This is a genomic window from Parajatrophihabitans canadensis (assembly GCF_053764775.1).
Genome location: NZ_CM132445.1, coordinates 4878921 through 4904559, shown reverse-complemented (window position 1 = coordinate 4904559; position 25639 = coordinate 4878921). Strand labels below are relative to the sequence as shown.

The window sequence follows — 25639 nt, the reverse complement described above, 5'->3', positions numbered from 1 at the left end:
GCCCTTTCGGACGTCCGCCTTTGGCGACAAACGTTCGAGAGCGCACGAGTATTGCTTGGTCTTTCAGCGGCGCATGAGGTTTCGCTAGTGGGGAGAAAGATGCCTGACAACTCAGCTGCACCAAAGACCTGCGACACGTCCGACATGCTCGTCGTACACCGGGTATTCCGACGCGAATTCCGGCTGCTTCCGCAACTTGTTCGTTCAGTGCCACCATTTGAAATCAGGCGTTCGCGCATCGTCGCCGACCACGCCGCTGAACTCATGGACGCGTTGCACCATCACCACGCGGGTGAAGACGAGCTGCTGTGGCCGAAGCTCGCTGACCGCGTTGATCTTGACCCAGACTTGACCGAGCGCATGGAGATGGAGCACAAGCAAATAGCGACGCTGCTCGATGAAGTCAATCGAGTGCTACCGGAATGGAAGCGCACAGCGGCGGCAGACGCACGGGCCGAAGTGGCGGGACTACTCGGCGAGGTATCGGCTGAAGTCGATAACCATCTTGTCGACGAAGAACGCAACGTCCTACCTGTAGTCGAACAATGCATTACCGCTTCAGAGTGGAAAACCCTAGGCGAACGTGGAATGGCCTCAATCCCGAAGAAGCGGTTGCCCGTCTTTCTCGGACACATCCTCGAGGAGGCGACGCCGAGCGAACGGGCCACCTATCTCGGACGCGTCCCCATCCCAGGCCGGGTTGCATACCGCCTGGTCGGCGAGCGCAGATTCCGTCGAGAAGTCTTCGAACTGCGCGCGCCACTCGGATCGGGACCGAAGCTGATGCCGCCGCCGGAGCAATGAACCTCCGCCACACGCCACCTTGGGTCGCGTTCTGGTTGGGTATAGCGGGCGTTCGATGGGCACAGCATCGGCGGTCGCGGCATACGTGAGCCCGAACCGCCCTCCGGTCTCTCCCCCGTAACCCCCGAAGGACTGCCCGGGCTACCGACTTAGTGTAAGGGGCGTGTAAAGACTTTGCACGGTCGAATGTGACGAAACCCCCTTCTTACACGCAGAATTTTTCAGGAAGCAGCGATTGTCGCCAGATTTATACGATTCGTCCGAACGAATAACCACTTCGCTTCTGAGACTGGCCCCCTCTACAGTGGTAGCCAGGCTGCGGCGACGTGGAAAGTACTTCGCCGCTCGTGATCGGTCCGTCGCAAATGCGCCGTGTCAGACGCTCGGACCGAGGCCCTGAGGGCGGTAATTGCCCCGATCAATCAGCGTGCACTGAGTGTGAACTGAGTGCAATTGGAGGCCACGTTGCCGGAGATGTCGGTGGCATGAGTAATGATGTACCGATGCGGGGACGAAACGAGCAGCTGCTGACTCGTCCCCAGAACCTTCGGTCACCCCGCGGAGAGCCTTCCCAGCAAGCTGGTGTCGAGGGCTCTTCAGCCGTAACGGCCCACAATCCGTCGCTGTTGCGCCGCGCGCTCCAGCGCACGACTGGCGTGCTACGACGGCTTGCGACCGATCGGCCGCTGCTGATCGGCGAGGTCGTCATCGTCCTGGTCTTGCTGAAGGTGTATGACCTCATTCGAGGCCAAGCCGAGGTCCGCAGAGGTGCTGCGATGCACCATGGCGAGCAGCTGATGAATCTCGAGGGCAACCTTCACATTCAGTTCGAGCCAGCCATCAACCGCTGGGTCACCAATCATCACGCCCTGTCGATGGTTGCAAGCTACTGGTACCAGTACGCGCACATCTCGGTCACGATCACGATGCTCGCCTGGTGCTGGTGGTGCCGGCCGGCAAACTATCGAAGCGCCCGAAACTCGCTCGTACTGATAAACGCCGCGGCACTCGCCGTATTCTTCCTGTTCCCCGTTGCCCCGCCGCGGTTGCTACCGGGCTACGGCTTCGTTGATGCGGTGGCGAACGCCGGGTTCGGCACCACCCACGGTGGCCCGGTGACGGCCGATCAATACGGCGCCTTGCCGTCTCTGCACATCGGTTGGGCAGTGTGGACTGCACTGGTCGGCTACCGCCTGGTCAAGTCTCGCGCACTCAGCTGGGTTTGGCTCTGCTACCCCCTGATCACCCTGGCCGTCATCGTCGCCACCGGCAATCACTACATACTCGACGCCGTCGCTGGTGGTGCGCTCGCTCTCGTCGCCCAGAAGATCACTCACGTGCAACGACTCCCGAAAGCAGAGCGCAGGCTAGCCGAGCAGCGTCGCAACCGTGATGAAGCCGAGGACGAGGAACTCGACCAGCTGGCGGGTTAGCTTTCGCCGAGCGATTCCGAAGGCCGCAGACTGTCGAAGATGTCAGACGAACGCGGATCGGTTGGTGTCCGGCCTCGCTGCACGAACCATTCGCGGCCGAATGCCAACCTGAAGAGTGGGCCCGGCAACCGGACGCAAAACGCCAGCGTTCGCTGGCTTTCGCCCCCGCCGGCTTGTGTTGCATGTGCCTGCATGGACGCCCGCTTCTGCGCGAGATAGTGCCGAACGTCCACGCGGTGGGTGATGTCCCGAGGGTCGCTATAGACGTTGCGCATTCGATCGGCGGTGAAGTCGGGTGGCATCAATCTCGTCCATTGCAGAGCCCTTGCCACCCGTACCAAGGCCTTCTGATTGACAGTTGCCTCGAGAACGACGGCCGTGCCCGCAAGCTCTGCCGCTCGGTGACCGACTCGGTGTACCTGAATATGATCCGGGTGGCCGTACCCGCCCCGCGCGTCGTACACGGTCAGCACGTCAGCGCGCTCCTCGGTCAGGATGTCGGCAAGGCGCTGAGCGGGCTCCTCGATATCGAGCGCTGCGAATCCACCACGCTCACCCGCGAGACCGGAATCGGGGTATTCCAACCGCACAAGCCTGTCGCAACCGAGGATGGCCGCTGAACGTTCCAATTCGGCTATGCGTAGCGCTCCGAGTCGCTCGGCCCCCTGATCGTCCAGCCCACTCTGCGCCGCGGCGGCCAAACCTGCTTCGCCCGACGTCGCAACGACCAGCACTACGCGATGGCCTTCGGCTGCCGCCCTGGCAAGGGTGCCGGCGGTCAGCAGCGCTTCGTCATCTGGGTGGGCGTGGAAGGAGACCAGCGTGTACGTCACCGCGCGGCGACTCCACCAATCGAGGCAGCCTCAGAGCGACCGGCGCCATGCGCGGCGACCCGAGCCCCCGCGCCTGCGCGCGCGTAGACCTCTTCGCAGATTTGAAGGACATTGCGCCAGGAGAAGCCGGATTCGACGTGCGTGTTGTGCAACGTCATGGCCGAGCGCAAGAGAGGGGACGTCACCAGGCGCACCATCGCGGCTGCCATCTCATCGTCGCTGTCCACCAGAAGGCCGTTGTGACCGTCGGCGACGAAATCCGAGACGCCGGAATGGGCAAAGCCGACGACTGGGAGTCCGGCAGATCGCGCCTCGAGCGCGGCGATGCCAAAAGACTCGAGCGTGGCTGGTGAGGCGTAGAGATCAGCCTGAGCGAAGATCTCGCGGATGCCCTGCTGATCAAGCTGGCCGGTGAGCTGAACCCAGCTGTCCATCCCGTGTCGCTTCAAGTAACGCTCCACGGCTTCGCGCTTCGGACCGTCCCCGATGATCTTCGCCTCAAGCCGAATGTGCGCCGGCACCTTGGCGCGAACCTCTCGCAGCATTCTCAGGAAGGGCAGTGGACGCTTGCGTGCGGCTAACCGCATCACGCTCACGATGACGACCGGACCCGGCCGGTCACCCTGAACGTCGCCGTTGCCACCCCGTGAACCCTCGGAATCTCGACGCTGGCGATCGAGCCTCGGGATATGCCAAAGGTCCGGGGAGACCGCGTTCGGCAACACCGAGATCTCGGTGCCGCTACGCAACACGGGCGCCAGCGAGGCTGCGGCCACCCGGCTCACCGCAGTCCAGGTGACCGGCCAGCGCCGCCAACCAAGCGGCAGGTCCGCGACTCGAAATATCGGTGTCGCGTATGACCACAGCGAATGCAAGGTAATGACAGTCGGAACACCGGATTTGCTGGCAGCCCCAGCGGCCAGATATGCCATCGGCGAGAACGTGGAGGCGTGCACGTGCACCAGGTCGTAATCGCCTTCGAGGACCGCCCTCCGGCCGCTCAGCATCGTCGAATAGCGAATGTCACCTGGCTCGCCCCGGCGCGGTTCGGGCCGGATCACGGTTACGGGGTCGTGCTGCTGTCGAGCCCCGGCGCCCCGGCCCGTTGGCGAGCCGGCCAGCTCGGACGATGCCGGCACAGAGGTGATGATCTCGATCTCGTGCCCGAATGCAGCCTGGGCGTGCGCTAAGCCCTCAACCTGACGCTCGATACCGCCCATTCTGGGCAGGAAGCAATCGGTGACGTGCGCAATCCTCATTCTCGGCCAGCTCCTGCTAGTGATCCGGTGCTCTTTCAGGGCAATCGGGATAGCTCTGACCTCGATGTCCGCTGCTATGTGTGGCCTCAATCTAGCGGTTCATCGGCAATCTGCGCGTCACTAACTCGTAATCTGCGGCCCGCCACGCTTCGCCAGTTCTCAGGAAGGGGCGAGTTCCGTGCCAGGCACTGGGCGTAGCAGGCCGTGATCGGCCGCTGAGAACGGAGGGATCAGCCGAGCCGGGTCGCGCTGCTGTAGCTGCTCATACCGGCCAACGGGCTGATCTTGACGACATCACCAGAGTTGGGGGCCTGGATGACCATGCCAGAGCCCATGTAGAGCGCGACGTGATACGCCGGTGAGCCGAAGAACACCAGGTCGCCGGGCCGCAGCTGGCTCTTGTCGACGGGTGTTCCCATGTTCTGCTGATCAGAGGCGAGATGGGGCATGCTCACTCCGGCTGCGCGCCAGGCAACCATGGTCAGCCCGGAGCAGTCGAACGAGTCGGGGCCTGCCGCCGCCCACACGTATGGCTTGCCGAGCTGGGCCAAAGCCGTCCGAATCGCGGTGATATCGGCGGGCGTGGCGCCGATCGCGTAGTCGGACACCGCGATCGTGATCTCGGCGGGAGTCGCGTTGCTCGACCCGTAGTACGCCGAGCGAGCCGTTGCTGTGAGCGTGGTCAGCACGCTTTGGTACTTGCCGATCTGAGCCTGAAGCGCCGACCGCTGCTTAGCCACTTGAGCCTGCTGGGACAGGGCCGTTTTTACTGCCTGCTGGGCGCGCTGTTGCGTGGCGGCTACCGTTGCGGCGGCAGCCTTCGCGGCCTGCGCGACTTGACTCTGGTGGGTCGCGAGTTGCTCGAGAGTTTGAACCCGATCAAGGTAGCTCTGCCCGGAATTGCTGACGAAGAGCGATGCTGTCTGGCTGAACGTCGAGGATTTGTACTGCATGGCGAGCGCGGAGCCCAGGGCGCGTTGCGCCGCGAGTCGATCCCGTTGGGCCGCCTGTACAGCGACATTGGCTTTGGTGGCCGCCACCCGAGCCTGCTCGACCTCGATCTGCGCCTTGTTGAGCTGCTCGGTGAGCTTCTCATTGGCAGTAGCGAGGGCGGCGATCTTCGTGGTGACCTCGCCGGAGGTGCTGGGCGTCGCATCGCTAGGCGTTGCAGCGCTCGGCGTCGCAACATTGGCCGGCGCACTACTTGCGGCGGTGGGAGTCGCCGGAGCTGTCACATACGGTGCCGCGCCGGCTGAGGAGCCACTACCGCCCAACGCGAAGGCAGATACGGCGACGGCGCTTGCTAGGAGTGCTGAACAGGCCAAGATGCGGTGGGACCGCGTGATACGAGCTTTCGCCACGGCTGGCGGAACTCCTCTTCCAGTCAACCGCCTACCAAGTTAGCTGTCGGATTCGGGCTTGGAAGTTGCCCTACGGTGTCGTCCCAGCGGCCGCAAGCGGCCACCGATACGGCTCCGATTCACCCCAGAGAACGGTGGGTCCTCGGCTCGACTGGATCGTTGCGGTTCCGGGCGATGCCCGGCCGCTTCGACCCGTGATGTCGACTCGGCGGTGACCTACGGCGTCCCCGGCTAGGAACGAGCTTCCGAAAGGTCTCGGTCAGGTTACGCCTCAGGGCAACGGCTTAGGTATGGCACCCCTTGGACGGGCAGGCAAACGTGATGAAAGCGACAGGCATGGATCCGGCGCCTCGTCAGGGGGCCCGCTCGGGGCTGGGAGGTTCCTTGGGCGAGCGGTTTGTCAGAGGTCAGCGATAGCGTCGCAACGCAACGCAAGCCTGCCGGCGGCTCAACCCGGCTGATCGAAGGAGAATCGGACATGGACTTCAAGCTCGAACTCGTGGCCGTACCGGTTTCTGATGTCGACCGGGCGAAGCTTTTCTACACCGACAAGGTCGGCTTCAATGCTGATCACGATCACGCCGTGAGCGAGGGCCTGCGGTTCGTCCAGCTCACACCGCCGGGCTCTGCCTGCTCGATCGCCATCGGCGAAGGCGTCATCGACACACCTCCCGGTTCGGTACGCGGTCTCCAGTTGGTTGTGACCGACATCGAGGCCGCTCGATCCGAACTCGTGGGTAGAGGCGTCGAGGTCGGCGAGATTCAAGAGTTTCCGTGGGGCAGATTTGTCTTCTTCAGCGACCCGGACGGCAACGGCTGGTCCGTCCAAGAGGTCCAGACTGCGGGCTGAGAGGGTCAGCCGCTGGTGGCAGCCAATCTCAGGATGTCCGCTGGCCGCAGATAGCCGCCTGCGCCGCTCAGGTCCGCCCCGTGACGTGGCGCTGGCCCGGGCTGACTGGCGATCTCGAGCGCCCGGTGAGCGAATTCTGGGTCGGCATCCGGATCGATCACGAGGACGTCGATTCGTTCGCTGCTCCAGAGATCCATCATCGAGAGCAACGACGGGTTTTGCATCCGGTAGCCGCCGAGCTTGATCGTCCGACCTTCGACGATCAGTTGCTTGGGTGCCGGCGCCCAGAAGTCCAGGTTGTAGGCAACCCGGGTTATCTCACGGCCGGCCGTCCACAACTCCTCGAGTAGAGGTGGCAACTCGATCGCGAGACTGCGCGAGCGCGGCCACCATCCGGCATCAACAAAGCCAGCGCCGGAAACCGGTTGGCGGAAGCGGACGCGTGCAACCGATTCGACCAGCGGATTGGCCGGATGCAGTGTGGGTTCAGTGGTATCGATGACAGTCATGGTGGAGTCCCAGCAGCCCGGTTACGAGCGAAGATTTGATCGCCGGGGATGAAGCCGATATCGGGGTCGGCACACGAGAAAGCCTCGGTACCTCTCAACGTACGCTTCCGTGCTGCCGTGGACTGGACCCGTGGACTGGACCCGTGGATTGGGGTCGTAATGGCCGTCTGCGCACGTTCTGGGCGGTCCGGTGAATCGACGTCAAATTGAGTCCGCACCAGCCGTGTCCGAGATAGCGTTATTCAGCGTAGACTCGGAATCACCGAGGACTCCTCACTGCTGACGTCCTGTCGGCCTGCCCGCGGCGATTGAGCATCCGACCCTCTTGACGGGTCTGGACGGGCGTGAAAATGAGTCTTTCAGATCTGGCTATGCCAGTTATCGAAGCCGACGAGTTGGCTCAACCCGTTGCCATCTGCGCGTCCTGTACACATCCGCTGGCTGTTCACGATGCGATCTCTCAACGCTATTGCGCTGCCACTGCTCAAATGGCGATGACACGCGGTTGCATCTGCCGCGGCGGCATGGCTGATGCTGCAGAGGCTTCGAAGTCCAGCCACTAAGTCTCGCCCGCTCGTAAGTGTTCCGCAGTCGGCGGGCGCTATGCATCACTGAATGGAAGGTAGTCGCAATGACCCGCACGTTGTCGCAGGAAGTCCTCGAGGTTCTTCAAGGATCCAGCATCGACAAAGGGCCGCTCAGTCTGGCATTTCTCGCCCGCCGCTTCGGCGTCAGCTCCGCGCTGATGACGTCGTGCGCACGCGAACTGGTAGCAAACGGCACCGCCGATGCGACGATGGCAACCCATCGCGGGGTGCTCACCATTCAGGGGCTCGTCCAAGTTGCCGCACCGACCCCGGCCGCTGCAGCTTCGTAGTCTGGATGCCGTCGGGGCAAGGTAAGCCACCTACCGCGTCGATCACGTAACGCCGCGTCAGCCTTTGCCGAGTTCGCTGAACGTCTGCCCTGGATCGTCACCGGCGGCCACCGCCCGTACCAGCGGAAGATACTGTTCGGCGTGCACGACCACCGGGTAGATCACATTGCGGATCAAGGCCGAAGTCAACGGCACGTCCTCGACGTCGATGCCGTGCCGTACGCGGACGTCGTGTGTCTGCGGCGCAATCTCGATCGCGCCGAGATCCATCCGAAAGTTCAACAGGTTGGCGAGCTCGCCCATCTGAGGGAGCCGGGATTCGGCTACCGGCACTGGCAAATAAGCCACTACGACCAACAGTTCTCGATCTTCGTCGACGTAGATATCGCAGTCGAACTCACCGCTGGTACCCGAATACCTCGTACGAATCGGCTCAGCTGGCGACGTCCGCAGCGATTCCCAGCCATCCGCGGCCAGAAAGCTCAGCACTGCCTCACTGATGCGCTCGGGCCGCTGCGTCCGAAACCCGACCTGGACACCGTCGCGGTCCTGAGTTGCCTCCAACAACTGCCAGTTCGAGGCATCGAGGCCCTCGATCGATCGTGGTGGTTCGCCGGAGCCGATCCATTTGAGTAAGAGATCAACTGGTTCATCCGACACGATCGGCTCGATGAGCCGTGGTTGATCTGCCGATCCGGAGAACAGCCGCTCCTCCCGGATTCGCTCATAGCCTGCGGGGTCAACCGTGACTCGAAGTTGATTCTGACCGGGGTCAGGCAACGCTGAGACTGTCGCCTGGGTTGTCGCCAACAGATCGGCTTCAGAGGTCCGGAACGAAACGCTGCTCATATCAACACCTTGAGTTCGGGCAACAGAACGATCGTCACCAGGTTGTTGACGCGGCTCATCGAGACCGTCACGACATCGATCGCTGCAGACATGTCGCTTTGGGTACCGAGCGAAAAGGTCAGCGTGTGTGCGCTGACGTCACCGGTGCGCTCGAGTTTGTAGCGACCGTTGATGTTCACTGACCCCTGGGTCTTCAACCCGGTGGCGTCTTTGGCTGACTTCAGCGCCGACTTGGCACCGCCGGCCGCGGCCCCCAGCGGAGACGAGCTACCCCCCGGCGTGCCTGTGCTGGACTTCCGCACGGCCTCGTACCAACCCTTTTCAATATCAGCAGCGCCCGTTCCTTCATTGATCTTGTAGGCGAGAGCTGCCGACGGTGCCATCATTCGTGACTTGTCAACCTTGCTCAGTTTGCCTTCGATCTCGGACTTTTCTTTCTCCTGCATCTTCAGAACGAGCTGCTTGATCTTTGATAGCAGCGATGCCGACCAGTTTCCAATCGTCAGGGCCATGTTCTTGTCGCCGCTGAGCAGCGATGCCGCCGGTGCCTTACCGATGCCGGAGACGCTGATGTCGAGGCTGTCGAACTCGTACTTTCCGGACGCGGCGTTCTTGCCCCAGGACGCCGAACCGGTGCCCGTGCCACCGAAACCGGCGGCGGTGACCTCGGCAGCGACCGCGACGGTGCGTCGACCTTGGCCAACTGAGGTCTCGGCACCTCGAATCGGGACGACGGCGCCTTTGCCCCGATCGCGTGCCGTTTCGACGGTATCCGCGGAGTATTTCTTGCCGAATTGCCCTGCAACACTGGCCTTTGCGCCGAGGCCGGTAGCATCGCCGGGGGACGCACTCTGGCCGATCTCACCGCGAGCCGCGATGTAGCCACCGGTCTCGGCACTGGCGTTGCGATCCGCGCCCAGCCGCTCTTCCATGCCCTTGCCCCAGGCATTCGCCTCGGCATGTTTTGCCTGCGCACTCGTCTCGCCACCGGCCGCGGTGACGCCACTGGCACCCCAGATGCTGTTCGTGACCTCACGAGGGACCAGGCTGCTCTCGCGGAAGCGGCGGAACAGGGCGTAGGAGATGAACTCCATGGCGTCGGCTGCTGTCTTGCCGGCCCCCTTGAAATAGCCGCCTAATTCGACAAGGGCCTTTGCTGCCAAGGGTAATGAGCCGCCTGCCTGCAGGCCTAGTTCCGCGCCGACGGACGTCTGCTGACCCTTGACGAAGTTACGTTCGCCTTCCAGATGCATGCGAATTCCCAGAAATGCCCCGGGGAAGGCGGGAACCGGGATCTGAATCGTCAGATCCATTGTCACCGAACCCCCGGCCTCCGCGCCCTTCGCACCGGGGATGGCCGCGTCCATCGCCTTGCCGACATTCTTCAGCCTGCTCGTAGCGCCGTCCGCAGCGGTGTTGATCTCGGCTTTTGCTTTGGCGACAACCTGTTCCTGCAAGCCTGTCAGCGCCGCACCCGAACCGATGACCTTCAGATCGCGCTCTACCCGGTCGTCGACGTCTTTGCGTTGCTGAAGATACTTCTTCGAGTTCGTCTGGATATAGCTGCGGATTCCCTTGACCGAGGTGGCTTGTTCGCGTTCGGCTGACGCCGCTGCCTGATTCATCGCAACCCGTTGCAGGCTGGGATCATCAGTCACGAGATCCTTGAGGTGGTTGTCGAAGTCTCCTAGCATCTCCCGGGTGCTGCCGCTCAATTCGCTCAGCGCGCCCATCCGCTCGTTCAGCGCGACCTCACTCAACCCGGCCCCGCCGTCGACCTCCGCGGCGAGGTTGACCACGGCGCTACTCCAGTCGCGCAGCTGATTGGACATCTCGGCGGACAGTCCAGCGATCACGTCCTTGCGGCCTCGGAGGGCAGCGGTCGTTTCAGCGGCGATAGGGAGTTTCGTGTGTGTGTAGAAGGCACTCAGGTTGCCATCGGCCTCGACGAGCTCGCGTAGCCGGGCATCGATCAGGTCCCGCGTCAGCTGTCGCCCGGCCTGCAACATCGCGTCCTTGGAAGGCTTTCCGTCCTTGCCGCCCAGAGTCGCACGCGCTCGACGAGCTCGAGCCTGGGCCTCCGGCGACTGGTAACTGCGCGCCCCCTTGAGCTCGGGCGGCAGGTCATCGCCTCTCTCCAGCTTGTCCATCAGACCTGCGAGCTTTGCCAACTTCTCTGACCCGGACAGCTTGTCCAGCGCAGCGTCGGCGCGTGATGGCTCGAGCTCGGCCAGGGCTGCGAGCCTGGCCTCGATGAGCGGCTTCGCGGCCGCCTTTCCCAGATCGTCCATCCGCCCTGAATTGAAGAGTTTCTTGATGCTCTGGCCGGCACCTTCGCTGTCGGTCAATTTGCTGACCGCAGCGCCCATGACGGCAGGCTTCACGATGGTCTCGACCACGTCGGCGGCGGCTTCGCTACCAATGGCCGCTATCGGAGCCGAGGACGCGGCGATCATTTTCGCGGGATCGAGCCTGTCGGCCAACTGCCCGGCCTGAGCCAGAAAGAGCGATTGCTCACTTCTGGCCCGCATCTGCATCGCCTTGAGTGTCTCGGGCGACACGGCAGGTGCGGCAAGTTTGTCCACGACCGCCGACGCGACGTTGCCGATGGCTGCGCCTGGCGCGGCTGCGGCAGCCTTAGCGCCCGCAATCGGTTTGTTGACGGGTGCTGCAGCGGCTACCTGTGGGGCCGGGCTCGGGTCGGTGCGCGCCTCCGGGGTCGGCGCAGCTGCGGCTGCGGTCGGTTCCGCGAACGCACTGGTCAAGGTAGGCACTCACTATCAGAAAACAGCGGCGGAGTTAGCGTGGGGTTAAATTTCACTGAGACCATACCGAACATTGATCACGCAGGGTAGCTTTCATGCGTGCTCCAGTTACTGACACGGTCGCGGCAGGAATCATCCTGCAGCACAGCGGGCGATAGGGGGCGCAAGGCGGCGGTTGCGGCTCGGTCGGCGGCGACGTTGGCGTTGATGGTTGGACTCGTGGCGGCGTTGAGTGGTTGCGGCGTTGTGCACCGTGACAAAAAGAGCGTCAAAGAGATCTCGGTGCTAGACGTCAAACCCGGCGAGTGTTTCACTGCGCCGGGTGATGTGAAGACGGAACTCTCGACGCTGAATTCTGTGGCCTGCACTGATCCGCACACGCAGGAGTCTTACGCCAGCGTGAGTTACGCCAAGACCGACGGCACGACGACCTCGACCTATCCCGGCGCTGACGCGCTGACGAATTTTGCCCAGGGCAGCTGCGCGCAGAAGTTTCAGACCTACGTTGGGGTCAACTACCTCGACTCGAAACTGTTCTTCACATTCCTGCTGCCTTCGGCCCGCGGCTGGGAGCAGGACGGGGATCGCAGTGTTGTGTGCTTCGTGACCACCACCGGTGCCACTTTGACCTATTCGGTCAAGGGCAAAAAGCAGTAAGGACGTAGCGCCATGGCTCAAGCAGTAACGGCTACCGCCATGATCAAATGCACCTTTGGCGTCGCCCCGAGCACGCTGTCGGTGTTGCCCGTGAGTCGAGTCACAACCGAGGGCAAGCCCGCCGCGACCATCACCGATATGGCTCCCGGTCTGAACGTCCCACCGTTCGGGATGTGCACGAGCCTGTCCAACCCCACGGTCGCTGCGGCGACCGCGGCCGCACTCGGGGTCTTGACTCCGATGCCCTGCATTCCAGTCACGACCGGACCGTGGATGCCCGGAGCGCCACAGGTGATGATCGGCGGGAAACCGGCCTTGGTCTCCGGCTCGATGTGTATGTGCGCGTGGGGTGGGGTCATCGACATCACCTTCGCCGGGACGATGCGAACGACCATCGGCTGATCGCTCCGACGGATTGGTACGACGGATCGATCCGGCTTGTCGACCCGGTTGATCGACCCGGTTGATCGGCGGTTGCGGTGGCTGGGCAGCTGCCGGTGATCGATTAACCGTCCGTTAACCTAAGCGCCACAATCTGGACGTTGAGCCCGAATTGGGCGTTTCGCCGGTTACGTACGTGACTTTCCTCGCCCTGAAAATTTTCTTTGACGGGGATCTAACTTTCCGGACGATTTTGGTTTACCGTTCACGCTGAATGATCAGTTGATCACGTTGCGCGATACGAAACAGTCCCCCGAACGGAGCGGTCAAGCATGCCAACGTACACGGCGCCCGGCGTTTACGTCGAAGAAATCCCGTCATCTCAGAAGGTGCTCTCCGCCGCTCCTACGGCCGTGGCGGCCTTCGTCGGTTTCACCGAAAAGGCCCCGACCGACGATCCGAGCGACCCTCAGGGTGTCGCTCCGCGGCTGGTTACGAGCTGGAGCCAGTTCGAGGCGCTGTACGGCAGCTTTGCCGAAGGTTGTGTGCTGCCGCTGTCGGTGTATGGCTACTTCGCCAACGGCGGAAGCCTTGCCTACATCTGTCGTATTCCGAACTCGGAGCCCGCCGGTGAGCCGTCGCGCCGGGCCTTGCCGGCCGCCGACCGCGCTCTCGGCGAGCCGTTGGTGATCGAGAGCCTCGAGCCCGACGCCGACATCACGATCCAGATCGCAAGTGTCGACGGCGGTGACGATGCCCCCGAGGGACCGTCGCCGTTCAGTCTCTCGGTTCTGCTCGGCGGTATCGAGGTCGAATCGTTCGACAACCTCGACTTCGGCGCCGGCGACCGCAACGTCAAGACCGTCATCAACAAGACCTCGACCAAGATCAAGGTGGACGTCGCACTCGACAAGACCGCTGACCTGGCCTCCCAGCTCGAGGTACTCAAGCCCGGCCTTTACCCGCTGCAGAAGTCAGCGGCCGTGCCGGTGGCAGTGACCGGGCGCAAGTTCGCGGGCTCGGAATCGGCCCGCAACGGCATCAACGGCCTGGCGGTAGCCGACGAGGTCACGATGGTGGTCGTCCCGGATCTGATCACCGCCGCGACCAAGGCCGACGGCACCATCGACCTGAACCTGTGGAAGGCCGTCCAGACCGCATTGATCTCGCACTGCGAGCAGAACGGCAACCGGATGGCCGTCCTCGACGCGCCTCCCGGCATGAACACCCAGCAGATCAAGGAATGGCGCAGCGAGGTCGCGATGTACGACTCCGCCTTCGCCGCCCTGTACTACCCCTGGATCAAGGTCGAGAACCCGATCGGCGTGAACGGCAACGCCGAGGTCTTCATCCCGCCGTCAGGTCACGTGGCTGGCGTCTGGGCACGCACCGACGAGACGCGCGGTGTCTGGAAGGCTCCCGCCAACGACACCATTCGCGGTGTGCTGGACATCGAACGGGGAATCACCCAGAACGAGCAGGGACTGCTGAACCCGATCGGAATCAACTGCATCCGCCCGTTCGGCACTCGCGGAATTCGGATCTGGGGTGCCCGCACGTTGGCCTCCGATTCCGACTGGCGCTACATCAACGTCCGTCGCCTGTTCAACATGGTCGAGTCGACGATTCTCGAGGGCACCCAGTGGGCGGTCTTCGAGCCGAACGACATGGCCCTGTGGGAAGGCGTCAAGCGAACCCTTGATGGCTTCTTGCGTGGGCTGTGGAGCTCGGGCGCCTTGTTCGGTGCCACCGCGGAGCAGGCGTACTACGTCAAGTGCGATGCCGAGACCAACCCGCCGCAGTCGATCGACGAAGGCAAGCTCGTTGTCGAGGTCGGCATTGCGCCGGTCAAGCCAGCTGAGTTCGTGATCTTCAGGATCAGCCAGCAGAAGCAAGTTGCCTGATCCCGCGAGATCGATCGTCTGGACCGCCGGCTGAAACCGGCTGAAATCACTAACTGCCCGAATCGACAACAGCACCCCGTCGTGAGCAAGCGAACCAGGAGTAGGCAATGCCCAATGACCTGATCAATACCGACCCGATCGTCGCCAGAAACTTTTTCCTCGAGATCGACGGCGAAGCGACCGTGCTGTCCGGCGTTTCCGGCCTCGACATGGAAGTCGAGGTCGTCACCATCCAGCAGCAGGGTAAAGACGGCAAGTCTCAGAGTGTGAAGACTTTGGGCCAGACCAACAAGGCCCCTGACATCTCCATAACCCGGATGGCGCCGATGGATGCGGCCAACGACCCCATCTGGAAGTGGTTCAAGGCGGTGCGTGATACCGGCTTCACCGGTGCCAAGCGCGAGTCGAATCGTAAGAACGGTTCGATCGTCCTTTACGACACGGCACATACCGAGATCGGCCGCTACAACTTCTTCAACGGCTGGCCCAGCAAGATCGGCACCGATGCGTTGAGCACTGATTCCAATGACGCGGTGAAGGAAACGATCACATTGACCATCGAGCGCATCGATCGGATCAAGTAACCGCTTATCTACCGCAGAGGGCGGCGTGGGAGATCTGATGAGCTGCGCCGCAATGAAAAGGTTATGACATGACCGAGCCGACGCTACGTACCCGATACGACTTCACCTTGCCACGTGGATATATCGATCACCACGGCCGGATGCATAAGACGGGCACTATGCGTTTGGCGACCGCTCGGGACGAACTTGAACCGTTGCGCGACCCCGGGGTGAGCGGGCCTGATGATCCGCGATTGACGATTGTCGTCCTCGCCCGGGTCGTGGAACGGCTCGGTGACATGGAACTGGTCACCGCGCACGACATCGAAGGGCTTTTTGCGGTCGATCTGGCATTTCTGCAGGACTTCTACGGCGTCATCAACTTCGGCACCCAGGAGGAGTTCGAAGCGCTGCTCAATGCCCAGCAGGCCAACGCCCTGCTCGGCAGTGCACCGGTGGCACCGAGGGCGTCGGATCCAGGGCAGGGAATGCAGCCCGAGGTGGTGCGCGAGTCGGAAGTCGAGCCAGGGTCTGAAGGCAGTTCCCCCAATTCAGGTATGACGTTCGAGAACGCCGCCCGACCCCTGCGTGCTGCGGTCGAGGAACTGCCTCGCCGGGCGCAGTAGAGGTAGGTGCGTCGCCGTGATGAGGTACCCGACCGACGCTCTCTGGCAGGAGATTGCCTACCTCGCCTACCACCTGCACTGGCCACTGGATCAGTTGCTCGACCTGGAACACATGGACCGCGTGCGGATGGTTCGCGCCGTGGTGTCCTTCAACGAACGGGCCTGGCAGGCGGTACGCGAATATGCCCAGTAATGCAGAGGTGATGATCAGTGGCTGACACGGATCCTTTGGGTGGCGATCCGGCGACCGCGTCGAGGTTCCTATTCGAGGTCGATGGAGTCGAGATCGGTGTTTTCCGCGAAGTCAGCGGTCTTCAGGTCACCGTCGGAATTCAGGAATTCAACGAGGGCGGCCAAAACGGGTTCGCGCACAAGCTACCGGGCCGAATGACCTGGCCGCACCTGGTGTTCCGTCGCGGCGTCACCGAGAGCGATGCCCTCTTCGACTGGCTGTCTAAAACGTCCGGCGAGGGTTTCGCCGGCAACAACAACAAGCTGACCAAGTCCACCGGGGCAGTGACCGCGATCAATTCAGAGGGCGGTCGGCTGCGGTCGTGGGATTTCGCCGACGTCTTTCCCGTCCGGTGGAAGGGTCCCGATTTCGACAGCAACAGCAACGCGCCACTGGAAGAGGAGTTGGAAGTCGCCCACCACGGCTTCAAGTCCCGGACCCAGCCCGCTGGCACCGCATGACCGAGAACACTGATGCCGAAAGCGAACCGAGGTCGGCGGAGACCTCCGCACACCCCGATGAGCCGCCGCTGGCCGGAAACCTCGGTGGCGATATCGCTCGACGGCTGCGGCGACCTGGGCCTCCGCTCGGCACCCTTCGACCTTCAGGTGTGGGCAGCATCGCCTCCTCGGCATTGAGATTCGCATCCTCGACCGGCCGGGCAGTGCCGTTGCGTCGGCTGCTGCACGGCCCGGGTGATGTTCGGGTTCGCCGCATCGGCGAGGCAGACACCAGGCCGCCACGGTGGTGGACGCCGCCCGCGGTTGAGGCGGCCGGTGAAGCTACGTCGCCGATCGCTCGAACTGCTCGAACCGGGGGAGCTCGTGCTCAGCCGGCGGTCGCTCGGATCGAGGACGTCGACCTGCCGTCACGTGCGCTGCCCAGGGCGGTCCGGAGAGTTCCTGACGAGCAGACCTGGACGCCCGGCGGAATCGTAGAGAATCTCACGTCGACTGTCGTTCAGGTGCGGCGGATGGACGAGGTGACCGCGGCCGGACCGATGGTGAATCGGCAGGACGCAGCGCGTCTGTCAGCGCCGCGACGTGTTCAGCGTGATGTTGCTGTGCCCGGATCGAGCGGTTCTGCTCAGTCCGCTAACGGTGCCACCGTCGCGCCACGAGCGAGCGCGCAATCGACTTCGCAACCGGTTTCGCCATCCTCGGCGGGGACTTCGCTGTCGAGTGCTGGGCGGTCGGGTGCTGGGCCGTCTGGCGCTGGGCGGTCGGGTGCTGGGCCGTCGGGTGCTGGGCCGTCTGGTGCTGGGCCGGCGGGGTCGGGCTCATCGGGTGCAGGCTCATCGGGTGTAGGGCCGTCTAGTTCGGGGCCGTCGGCTGGTGGGGTGTCGACGTCCGCTGTGACCCCGTCAGCAATCTCGCAATCCGCAGCCTCGCGGTCCGGATCGCCTAGTATTCGGGCCGATACCTCGGTGGCGAGCGGATCATCGGTTGCGGTGGCTCGCCCGGAACGCGGCGGCTCGCCCGCGACCTCGTTCGGCTTTCAACGCGCCGCGGCCGTGTCGCACTTCGCGACCGTACGCCGTGCTGCGCTAAGTGCTTCGCTCGCTGCGCAATCGGCGTCCGCTCAATCAGTGTTGACTCAATCGGCTTTGACCCAATCGGTACCAGCGAAGGCAGCCCCGCGGCAGCCGGTGGATGCAGCCGGGTCCGCATATCAACCGACCTACCGCCGCGGTTACGGCTCGACCCTGCAGTCTCATTCAACGGCGCAATCTCAGTCACCTGCATCAGCGGAATTCGCGCCGTCACCGTCAGCCCCAGCGTCACTGGCTTCAACGCGCTCGGCCGCGATGACCCGTCCGGCTCAGATCGGTCTTCGACGCTTGACCCAGCGAGGGCACCTGTCGGCGCGGCTGCCTTCGGTAGTGGGGCAGTCATCAGGCGGCCAGCCCGTATTGCCGAAGCCGTCATCGAACTTGCCGACCCAGTTGTCTGAAGCACGGATCAGCTCCGCGGTACCCACCGGCGAGACGGTAAACCCGCTTGCCGACAATGGTGAGCCGGTGATGCGGCGAAGCCTGTTCGTCCGTCCTGACCGTGCGGCGGTATCCACCACGTCGCCGGCGTCGTCGCCGACGCGTGCTCCCTCTGCAGCGAGTAGCGCTGCAGTGAGTAACCCGGCTGACCAATTGCGCTCCGACAGTGCTCACGCTTCCGCCTCTGCCCCGGGCTCGTCGCCTGCCTCGACGGGATCAGCTGCCGCCGCCTCGCAAGCGCGCGCAGCCGCGCCGAGCATTGCGATGGTCGCGCGGACCTTTGCCTTGCCCCGGTCGGTGACTACCGCCGCACAAGCCGCGGCGGATGGCGCCGCTGGTATCGGGCAGCGCACAACTTCTGCAGCACCTGGTCAGGCACCGCAGCAAGGCCCTGCGGTTTCGGGCGATTCTGCTGGGACGGTCCGCACACTTCGACGAGCGACCTCCGTCGCTGACGACATTCGGCCGGTCGGATCGTCAGCAACACGCCCGGTTGCGCCCAATGCGGCTGCTGGCCGTGCTGCATCTCCCGGCAGAGTGCCCGCAGCCGATGGGCTGGTCCGTCCGACCGCCGGCAGACACCGCGACATTGATACGCCGGCGACGGTCACCCCGCTGAGGAGCGCCGCGACCGGCAGCGCCGGTGCTGGAGTTTCAGGATCGCCATCGACCTTTGATCCGGTGCTGCGCCGATCGGTCAGCCCAGCGAGTGTTGCCGACGTGAGAGCCGGACGGGTTGGTGTCGGGCAGGCTGGTAGGGGGCAGGCAGGTGTGGGGATGGCTGGCGTCGGGTCGGTTGGCGTCGGAAGGAGCGCGATGCCACATCCCGCGTTCGGACCAGAGCCTTCGTCAACGTCGTCGACTGCGGACGCGTCGATCGGGCACCGCGCTGCGGCAGCGCAGCGTGCGGTGGCAGAACAACATGCAGCTGCGGGGAAATCGATTGCTGCTGCGCAACCCCAGAGCACCATCGCCGCGATAACCCGCGGCATCCGCTCGGGCCCGGCGAGCGAGATCCATCCGGCTATGGCAATTCATCGGCTGCCGCTCACCGCGCCGGTTGCCATGGGCGCACGTGCCGCAGTGGAGGGCTCTCACGCGCGTCGTGTCGACACTCAGACAGTTGCCCCTGCCGGCAAAGCTCGAGCTGACATGTCGCGCGCGCCGGTGGCTTCGGGCGCGCCCGGTTCGCCTGCGCCGGTCAGCTCGTCGTACGCCGGTTCCCGTGCAACCATTGGTGCTCCGGCAACGTCGGCCGGCCTCGCGTCGGCGTTCGGTGCGCCTCAGCCCATCCGCACAAACGCCTTGCCTGGAGGGAACAGCGCGCCGATGGCTGCAGTTGCCTCGACGGTGCAAGCGAGAGCTGTTGACCGAGTCGGCGGGCGCGCAGCCGTTGCGGCCAGTTCGGCCCGATCGGTCCAGGCGACCCGCACGAGTCCAAACTCGACCGCACTGAGGCGGCTGCCGGTCGACTCATCGACGAATGCAAGTCGATACGTTGTGGCGCCACCGCGGGTCAGCCTTCGTCAGGCTCCGAATGGTCCCGCAGCACCGCCTGTCCCGGCCGTCGCAGCTCAGTCGTCAACGACTCCCGTGCGACGATCCCTCGTCGAGGCAACCGCGGATCTCTTCCGCGGCGCCGATCGCGGATCAGGCGCCGAGGCACTCACCGCGTTCTTGAGACGCTCGACCGCCGCTGGCGCGATGGGCAAAGCGACGTCTTCAACTGAGCGATCCAGCAGTGCACCACAGTCAGGAAGCGGGACGATGGCCGAACTAGACGCGCCAGGCACGGAGGTCGCACGCCGGTTGACCAGCGGCGGTTGGTTGTCCTCGTCCGGCGGGGATCACGGCGGCCCGATGGCCCCGCAAACGTCGATGATTCCCGACAGCAGGCTTTCTGGCGCCGAGCTCGAGGAACTGGTCGACCAGGTAGTGGATCGAATCGAGCAGCGGGTAGTCGATGAGCTCGAGCGTCGCGGCCGCCATCGCATCCCGGGAGGGTTCTGATGCCAGCATTGGAGAAGGCCTTTCTCGAGATCGAGGGCGGCGAGCGGGTGCCCTGCCTGTTCAACCCGGAGTCCATTTCGGTGGGACGGCGAAACAACTGGGCCGGCAACCCTATGCCCGGCAAAGGTGTTCCGAAACTGCGTTACTCCGGAGCGGACTCGGGGTGGATGCGACTCGACCTGATGTTCGATACGACCGATGTCGGAACCGCCGTCACCCGCTACACCGGCAAGATCCTCGGCCTGATGGATGTCGATCCGTCCCTGGCGGGTACGGACGAGTCGACGAACAATGCCCGGCCGCCAACAGTGACCTTTCACTGGGGCGATCTGCATTCCTTCACCTGCGTGGTGACCGACCTGGGGCTGACCTTCACCTACTTCTCGTCGGCCGGTGTGCCCCTGCGAGCACAGATGAAACTCGAACTACGGCAGTATGAGCCGTCCAAGGCCTTCGGTCCGCAGAACCCCACCTCCGGGACCCCAAAGCCGCATCGCGTGCACCGCATCCAGCCCGGCGAAACCCTCGATCGGATCTCGGCCCGCTACTACGGAGACTCGACGCGCTGGCGTGCGCTCGCCGTCGTCAACGGCATCGAGGATCCGTTGTCACTTCGGCCCGGCTCCTTGCTCTCGGTACCTCGGATGGACAGCACATGAGTGGCCCTACCCTGCTCGCGCCAGTCATCACCGTCGATGGCGAGTTGCTTGCCGACCGCTGGATGGTGAACATCATGTCGGTACGGGTGGATCGAGGTTTGGGCTTGGTAGGACGAGCCACGCTGCGATTCGCAGATCCAGGGTACGGCTTGGCCGCATCGTCGACCTTCGCCCTTGGCGCGACGGTTGGGATTGCCGTACACGCTGGGGATTCGCTCATCGCCGCGACGGTGACCGGAGTGAGCTTGGAGCAAGGCTCGAGCGAGCAACCCGAACTCATCGTTACGGCCGACGATGTTGCCTACAAGCTGACGCGTGGCAGCACGAACCGTACCTACCTCAAACAGACCTATTCCGACGTCGCGCGCTCGATCTTTCAGACCGCAGGCATTACGGCAACGGTCGATGCCGGTGGCTCGACCGTCCATGAGTATCTGCTGCAAACCGGCACCGACCTCGCCTTCATCGACACCCTGGCCGAGCGAAATGGCTTCGTCTGGTGGGTCGAAGGCACCACGATCAACTTCAGGCCGGCCGGCACCTCAACTGCGACAGTCTCGAAGACCATGGCTGACCAGCTGATCGAGTTCGGTGTGCACGCCTCGGGGCTGCGACCGACCAAGGCGATAGTGAGCGGCTGGAACGTCGATCGGCAGGAAGCACTTGTAGGTCAGCAGGAGGGCGCCACGTCGAGCGCGGGCAACCTGTCGGACTTCGCGGGAGGCAGCCGTACCTCCAAGCTGGGAACCGCGGTCGTGATGACCCCTGCGCCTCATCCTGCAGATCATAGCGACGCTGATCTGATGGCCTCGTCGATGATGAACGATTGGACGGCTGGTTCTGTCATTGCCCGCGGCACTTGCGACGTCGATCCGGCGATCAAGCCGTCGGTAACGCTAACCGTGCAAAGCGCAGGGCCGGCCTCTGGCGACTACCTGATCACCAGGGTCGAGCACACTTATACGGCTCGAGGCTTTCAAAGCCGTTTCACCGCCGGCGGAAACCGGCCCTCCGGGCTCGTCGATACCTTGAATCCGGTGCAGGACTCGGCTGGATTCGACTTTCCGGGACTGGCCATCGGTGTGGTGACCGATATCAACGATCCGGATTCCAGCGGCCGGGTAAAGGTGAAGCTCGTGGGTCTGGCCGCCGACAGCCAGGCGATCGGAAGTCCTTGGGCGCGACTCGTCACACTGGGCGGCGGCCCCAAGCGAGGTGCGGTGTTCCAGCCTGAAGTCAACGACGAGGTTCTTGTCGGCTTCGAACACGGTGACACTCGCCGACCGGTAGTTCTAGGTGGTCTCTACAGCAAGAAGAATGTCCTGCCGACCTGGGAGGTCAAGAACGGTCAGGTCCAGGCACGGCGGATCACCTCCCGGCTAGGGCACATCGTCGAGCTCTCCGATGGCGACGACCCGGCGGCCAAGCACGTGCTCTTACAGCTGGCTGGCGGATCGCACCGGCTGAGACTCGGTGAAGACAGATTCGACGTCGAACTGGCGTCCGGCAAACCCATCAAGATCATGGCGGGCGAGGCGTCGTTCGAGATCACCGAGCAGGGCGATATCAATATCGTTGCAAACAACATTTCGTTGAAAGCGAAGGCGAAACTCGATCTCGAAGGCGCCTCGCAGGCAACAGTGAAGAGCAATGGGACGGCCGCGGTGCAGGGGACGCAGGTGCAGGTCAAGGCCGATGCGACAGCCGAGGTAAATGGCGGCGGCCAACTCGCGCTCAAAGGTGGAATGGTGGCGATCAACTGATGGACGCAGCCGTTCCGCACTCACGCGACCAGCTCAACCGCTACGATGCGACTTTCGTCGGTCGGGGGTTCTCGTGGCCGATGCAGGTCGATCACACCGGCTCGATCAAGCTGACCAGTACTGCTGAAGACATCGACCGCTCCATCCAGATCGTGTTGCTCACCGCACCTGGCGAACGACTGATGCGCCCGCAGTTCGGTTGCCGGATCTGGGATCTGCTCTTCGAACCGGTCACGCCGAACCTGCTCGGGCTGATAGCGGAGGCAGTCCGTGACGCGCTCGCCCAGTGGGAGCCGAGGATCGAGGTCGACGATGTTCGACCAGAGGCCGATTCTGATGAGAGCGCGCTCATCCGGATCTTGATCAGTTATCGCGTGCGAGCGACCAACGATCGGCGAAACTTGGTCTACCCGTTCTACGTAATCCCGCACGGTACCGAGTAGCGAACCCCGAACAAGAAGCGAGTCAGTCACCATGCCATTACCCGCGCCCAACCTCGACGATCGTCGGTTTCAAGACATCGTCGACGAGGCCAAGCGGCTCATCCCGCGTTACTGCCCGGAGTGGACGAATCACAACGTCTCCGATCCCGGCGTAGCGCTGATCGAGCTGTTTGCCTGGATGAGCGAGATGGTGCTCTACCGCGTCAACCAGGTACCCGAGCGGTTGTATGTCCACTTTCTGAACATGGTCGGGGTGGAACCGTTCCCGCCATCGGTGGCCCGTGCGGATCTGACGTTCTGGCTGACCGCGATTCTCGACACGCCGGTTATCGTGCCGGTGAGCACCGAGGTCACCACGACCGCATCGTTGACCAGCGGCGATGCGGTGGTCTTCACCACCTCCTCCGAACTCGTGATCGCACCACCTGAGCTCGTGATGGCAAAGACGGTGACGGTTTCGGACGAACGAGTAGCCGATGTCTGGGAAGAGCTCCGCTTCAACCCCGAAGGCGTCCGTTGCTTCGCCTCGCCCGACTTGACGCCAGGCGACGGGTTCTACCTCGGCTTCGCGCGCAGTCTGGCGGGCACCGTGCTTCGCCTGGCGATAGAGGCCAAGGCCGAAGGTATCGGTGTCGACCCGCGCAATCCGCCGTTGGTGTGGGAGGTTTGGAACGGCGAGGCCTGGATCAGCGCGCAAATACATGAGGATTCGACCGGCGGCCTCAATCGAGCCGGCGAGATCGTGCTGCTCATTCCCGTCGAGCACGAACTGTTGACCCTTGGCAACGAGGCCGCTTTCTGGTTACGCGCCAGACTGCTTTCACCCCGGGCAGGACAGCCCACCTATCAGGCATCGCCGCGAGTCCGTTCGGTGATCGCGGCGACGCTAGGTGGCACGGTGGCGAGCGAGCACGCGGAGGTCGTCGGTGCTGAGACGATCGGACGCAGCGACGGCAGTCCAGCGCAGACCTTTGAAGTGTCGAGGGTTCCCGTATTGCCACGACGCGACGGCGAGCACGTCCGGGTGATAGACGCTGACTCGAGCGTCGACTGGACCGAGGTCCCCGACTTCAGCAATTCCAGCCAGCGAGATCACCATTACGTCTGGGACAGCGGAAGCGGGATCGTCCGCTTCGGCCCCCGGGTCCGCTACCCCGACGGTTCGGTCCGCCAGCATGGCCGGATCCCGCGAGACGGTGCGCAGATACTGGTCACCGGCTACCGACACGGCGGCGGCGCCGGAGGCAACGTTGGTGCCCGAACGCTGACCGTGTTGCGTACCAGCCTTCCTTACGTTCGCGGCGCCACGAACCTGGTGGCCGCCAACGGCGGGGTCGACGCCGAGACGGTGGCCGAGGCCAAAGTTCGCGGACCGCTCACGCTGCGGACGGGCCAACGCGCTGTGACTGCAGGGGATTTCGAGCGGCTTGCGCTCGAGTCGTCCACCGAGGTGGCCCGAGCGCGCTGCCTGCCGGCCACGCGGGCGTCGAATGGTTCAGTTCGTGTGCTGGTGGTTCCACACGTGCGTGCAGTCGGCGGCAGCCACCACCTCGACGATTTCGCCATCGCCGCGCCATTGATGCGGCGGATCGGCGAGCACCTCGACGCTCACCGGCTGGTCGGTACCGCGCTCGAGGTCGGTACGCCCTACTACCAGGGAGTTTCGGTGGTGGCGTTGGTGCATACCGCGCCCGGTCGTCCGGCACCGCTGGTCCGGCAGCGAGCATTGGACGCTCTCACCGCCTATATCGATCCGCTGAGCGGCGGCCCGGACGGCACCGGGTGGCCTTTCGACGCGGACATAAACTCCGCCGTGGTCACCCAAATGCTCGAGTCTGTCGATGGGATCGAACGCGTCGAGGAGGCGCTGCTGTTCGAGTACGACTTGCGCACCGGACGTCGCCTAGGATCAGGCAAGGACGTCATTCATCTGGACAGGCATTCGCTGTTCCTGTCGGCGGGACACCAGGTCGTCGTCCGATGAATGGGGCATCATCGTGACCGAACCGATCGTCGCGTCGCTACCGGCCGGCACCGGCCGTGGTCTGTCGATGCGCCCTGGCGTTCGTAGCGCGCCACGAAGCCCGCAATGGTTGTTGAACCAACTGCCGGTAGGCATGCTGGACAGTGACTTCTTCGTCCGATTCGTGTCGTTGTTTCAGGAGCTCGGCACCAGCCTGCTCGAGAACGCCGACAACGTCGACAACCTGCCGGACGTATCAGTTGCTCCGGATGCAATGGTGCGATGGCTCGGTTCTTGGATCGGTCTCACCTCGCTGGACCCGTCGCTGCCCGAGGAATTGCAGCGCAGGATCGTCGACGGTTCTGCGCAGACACTGACCTGGCGAGGCACCGTGGTTGGACTGCGCCGTTTTCTCGAGCTGACGACCGGCGGCCCTGCCGAGGTCACCGATGGGGGAGGGGTGTGGCGCGAGGGCGAGGCTCCCGAGGACACTGCATGGGTGCGGATGTCAGTAGATACCACCGGGTGGTTGTCCGAATCCGATTTTGTCGAATTGGTGCGCGACGAGATTCCGGCGCACGTGCACGCCGAGTTGTGGGTGGCAGGCGAGCGAGCGTGGGTGTCTGATGGGACGGCCGATCCGCTGCCGCACCGGCCGTCCGGGTCGTTGCCGATCGCGGTCGTCGCAGATGATGAGAACACCGGGCCACACGGCCAAGTAGCCCGACCAGAAGCACCGGCGGCCCACAATGAGTGAGCATCGCAGCGACGCAGGAGCGAGGAGCGGAGCGATTGGTGGCTCGAGTGAGCATCGCAGCGACGCAGGAGCGAGGAGCGGAGCGATTGGTGGCTCGAGTGAGCATCACAGCGACACAGGAGGGATCGATGGTCTCGCTGCTAACGGA

At 63.7% G+C, this 25639-nt stretch carries 24 protein-coding genes and 1 riboswitch; of the genes, 18 read left to right on the top strand and 6 right to left on the bottom strand.

What is annotated here, in order from left to right; translation table 11 throughout:
* The first annotated feature begins 99 nt into the window (after positions 1–99).
* Both ACSMXN_RS23535 and ACSMXN_RS23530 read left to right on the top strand, forming a co-directional pair.
* A complete protein-coding gene (locus ACSMXN_RS23535) occupies positions 100–804 on the top strand; it encodes a hemerythrin domain-containing protein (RefSeq protein WP_022915759.1) in 705 nt (234 codons plus the stop codon).
* Positions 805–1289: 485 nt separating this feature from the next.
* Entirely contained in the window at positions 1290–2237 is a 948-nt protein-coding gene (locus ACSMXN_RS23530) for a phosphatase PAP2 family protein (RefSeq protein ID WP_196811464.1), read from the top strand.
* Here ACSMXN_RS23530 and ACSMXN_RS23525 read toward each other — a convergent pair.
* The 3 genes from ACSMXN_RS23525 to ACSMXN_RS23515 all read right to left on the bottom strand — a co-directional run bounded on the left by ACSMXN_RS23525 (position 2234) and on the right by ACSMXN_RS23515 (position 5690).
* Entirely contained in the window at positions 2234–3070 is an 837-nt protein-coding gene (locus tag ACSMXN_RS23525; protein ID WP_022915757.1) for a PIG-L family deacetylase, read from the bottom strand. The two genes, ACSMXN_RS23530 and ACSMXN_RS23525, sit on opposite strands and share 4 nt — an antisense overlap.
* On the bottom strand, positions 3067–4329 hold the full coding sequence (locus tag ACSMXN_RS23520; protein ID WP_081649385.1) for a glycosyltransferase family 4 protein: 1263 nt from the start codon (positions 4327–4329) through the stop codon (positions 3067–3069). Before ACSMXN_RS23520 ends, ACSMXN_RS23525 begins: the two co-directional genes overlap by 4 nt.
* A 230-nt stretch (positions 4330–4559) precedes the next feature.
* Entirely contained in the window at positions 4560–5690 is a 1131-nt protein-coding gene (locus tag ACSMXN_RS23515) for an NlpC/P60 family protein (protein ID WP_022915755.1), read from the bottom strand.
* A gap of 12 nt (positions 5691–5702) precedes the next feature.
* A riboswitch (cyclic di-AMP (ydaO/yuaA leader) is annotated at positions 5703–5874 on the bottom strand.
* A gap of 294 nt (positions 5875–6168) precedes the next feature.
* Between ACSMXN_RS23515 and ACSMXN_RS23510 the strand changes: the two genes are divergently transcribed.
* On the top strand, positions 6169–6540 hold the full coding sequence (locus tag ACSMXN_RS23510; RefSeq protein WP_027140042.1) for a glyoxalase superfamily protein: 372 nt from the start codon (positions 6169–6171) through the stop codon (positions 6538–6540).
* A gap of 5 nt (positions 6541–6545) precedes the next feature.
* Here the strand turns inward: ACSMXN_RS23510 and ACSMXN_RS23505 are convergent, their stop codons facing one another.
* Complete coding sequence (locus tag ACSMXN_RS23505; RefSeq protein ID WP_022915753.1) at positions 6546–7049, bottom strand: DUF5994 family protein; 504 nt, start codon at positions 7047–7049, stop codon at positions 6546–6548.
* Positions 7050–7399: 350 nt separating this feature from the next.
* Between ACSMXN_RS23505 and ACSMXN_RS23500 the strand changes: the two genes are divergently transcribed.
* Both ACSMXN_RS23500 and ACSMXN_RS23495 read left to right on the top strand, forming a co-directional pair.
* A complete protein-coding gene (locus ACSMXN_RS23500; RefSeq protein WP_022915752.1) occupies positions 7400–7612 on the top strand; it encodes an RGCVC family protein in 213 nt (70 codons plus the stop codon).
* A 68-nt stretch (positions 7613–7680) separates the two neighbouring features.
* Positions 7681–7926 (top strand): hypothetical protein, encoded by a 246-nt coding sequence (locus ACSMXN_RS23495; RefSeq protein WP_022915751.1) that lies wholly within the window; start codon positions 7681–7683, stop codon positions 7924–7926.
* 57 nt (positions 7927–7983) lie between these two features.
* On the opposite strand, the gene ACSMXN_RS23490 is transcribed toward ACSMXN_RS23495, so the two are convergent.
* Both ACSMXN_RS23490 and ACSMXN_RS23485 read right to left on the bottom strand, forming a co-directional pair.
* Positions 7984–8775: a YbjN domain-containing protein gene (locus ACSMXN_RS23490; RefSeq protein WP_022915750.1), complete on the bottom strand. Its 792-nt coding sequence runs from the start codon at positions 8773–8775 to the stop codon at positions 7984–7986.
* Complete coding sequence (locus ACSMXN_RS23485) at positions 8772–11549, bottom strand: hypothetical protein (protein WP_022915749.1); 2778 nt, start codon at positions 11547–11549, stop codon at positions 8772–8774. Before ACSMXN_RS23485 ends, ACSMXN_RS23490 begins: the two co-directional genes overlap by 4 nt.
* 90 nt (positions 11550–11639) lie before the next feature.
* Between ACSMXN_RS23485 and ACSMXN_RS23480 the strand changes: the two genes are divergently transcribed.
* The 13 genes from ACSMXN_RS23480 to ACSMXN_RS23420 all read left to right on the top strand — a co-directional run bounded on the left by ACSMXN_RS23480 (position 11640) and on the right by ACSMXN_RS23420 (position 25491).
* The gene (locus ACSMXN_RS23480; RefSeq protein ID WP_022915748.1) at positions 11640–12197 is read left to right on the top strand and encodes a septum formation family protein; all 558 of its coding nucleotides are present in this window, start codon (positions 11640–11642) and stop codon (positions 12195–12197) included.
* Positions 12198–12209: 12 nt separating this feature from the next.
* Positions 12210–12599 (top strand): DUF4280 domain-containing protein, encoded by a 390-nt coding sequence (locus ACSMXN_RS23475; RefSeq protein ID WP_081649384.1) that lies wholly within the window; start codon positions 12210–12212, stop codon positions 12597–12599.
* Positions 12600–12910: 311 nt separating this feature from the next.
* Positions 12911–14482 carry a phage tail sheath subtilisin-like domain-containing protein gene (locus tag ACSMXN_RS23470; protein WP_022915746.1) on the top strand — a complete coding sequence of 524 codons (1572 nt, stop codon included), beginning with the start codon at positions 12911–12913 and terminating at the stop codon, positions 14480–14482.
* A 107-nt stretch (positions 14483–14589) separates the two neighbouring features.
* Positions 14590–15066 (top strand): phage tail protein, encoded by a 477-nt coding sequence (locus ACSMXN_RS23465; RefSeq protein ID WP_022915745.1) that lies wholly within the window; start codon positions 14590–14592, stop codon positions 15064–15066.
* 68 nt (positions 15067–15134) lie between these two features.
* Positions 15135–15671 carry a hypothetical protein gene (locus ACSMXN_RS23460; protein WP_022915744.1) on the top strand — a complete coding sequence of 179 codons (537 nt, stop codon included), beginning with the start codon at positions 15135–15137 and terminating at the stop codon, positions 15669–15671.
* A 19-nt stretch (positions 15672–15690) separates the two neighbouring features.
* Positions 15691–15864 (top strand): DUF6760 family protein, encoded by a 174-nt coding sequence (locus ACSMXN_RS23455; protein WP_022915743.1) that lies wholly within the window; start codon positions 15691–15693, stop codon positions 15862–15864.
* A gap of 17 nt (positions 15865–15881) precedes the next feature.
* Positions 15882–16364 carry a phage tail protein gene (locus ACSMXN_RS23450; protein ID WP_022915742.1) on the top strand — a complete coding sequence of 161 codons (483 nt, stop codon included), beginning with the start codon at positions 15882–15884 and terminating at the stop codon, positions 16362–16364.
* A complete protein-coding gene (locus tag ACSMXN_RS23445) occupies positions 16361–19906 on the top strand; it encodes a hypothetical protein (RefSeq protein WP_022915741.1) in 3546 nt (1181 codons plus the stop codon). Before ACSMXN_RS23450 ends, ACSMXN_RS23445 begins: the two co-directional genes overlap by 4 nt.
* Positions 19906–20565 carry a LysM peptidoglycan-binding domain-containing protein gene (locus ACSMXN_RS23440; RefSeq protein WP_022915740.1) on the top strand — a complete coding sequence of 220 codons (660 nt, stop codon included), beginning with the start codon at positions 19906–19908 and terminating at the stop codon, positions 20563–20565. Before ACSMXN_RS23445 ends, ACSMXN_RS23440 begins: the two co-directional genes overlap by 1 nt.
* Complete coding sequence (locus ACSMXN_RS23435; protein WP_022915739.1) at positions 20562–22328, top strand: phage baseplate assembly protein V; 1767 nt, start codon at positions 20562–20564, stop codon at positions 22326–22328. The genes ACSMXN_RS23440 and ACSMXN_RS23435 overlap by 4 nt, the downstream gene beginning before the upstream one ends.
* Positions 22328–22771 (top strand): GPW/gp25 family protein, encoded by a 444-nt coding sequence (locus ACSMXN_RS23430; RefSeq protein WP_022915738.1) that lies wholly within the window; start codon positions 22328–22330, stop codon positions 22769–22771. The genes ACSMXN_RS23435 and ACSMXN_RS23430 overlap by 1 nt, the downstream gene beginning before the upstream one ends.
* A gap of 31 nt (positions 22772–22802) precedes the next feature.
* On the top strand, positions 22803–24755 hold the full coding sequence (locus tag ACSMXN_RS23425; RefSeq protein ID WP_022915737.1) for a putative baseplate assembly protein: 1953 nt from the start codon (positions 22803–22805) through the stop codon (positions 24753–24755).
* A gap of 13 nt (positions 24756–24768) precedes the next feature.
* Positions 24769–25491 carry a phage tail protein gene (locus ACSMXN_RS23420; RefSeq protein WP_022915736.1) on the top strand — a complete coding sequence of 241 codons (723 nt, stop codon included), beginning with the start codon at positions 24769–24771 and terminating at the stop codon, positions 25489–25491.
* Positions 25492–25639: the final 148 nt, after the last annotated feature.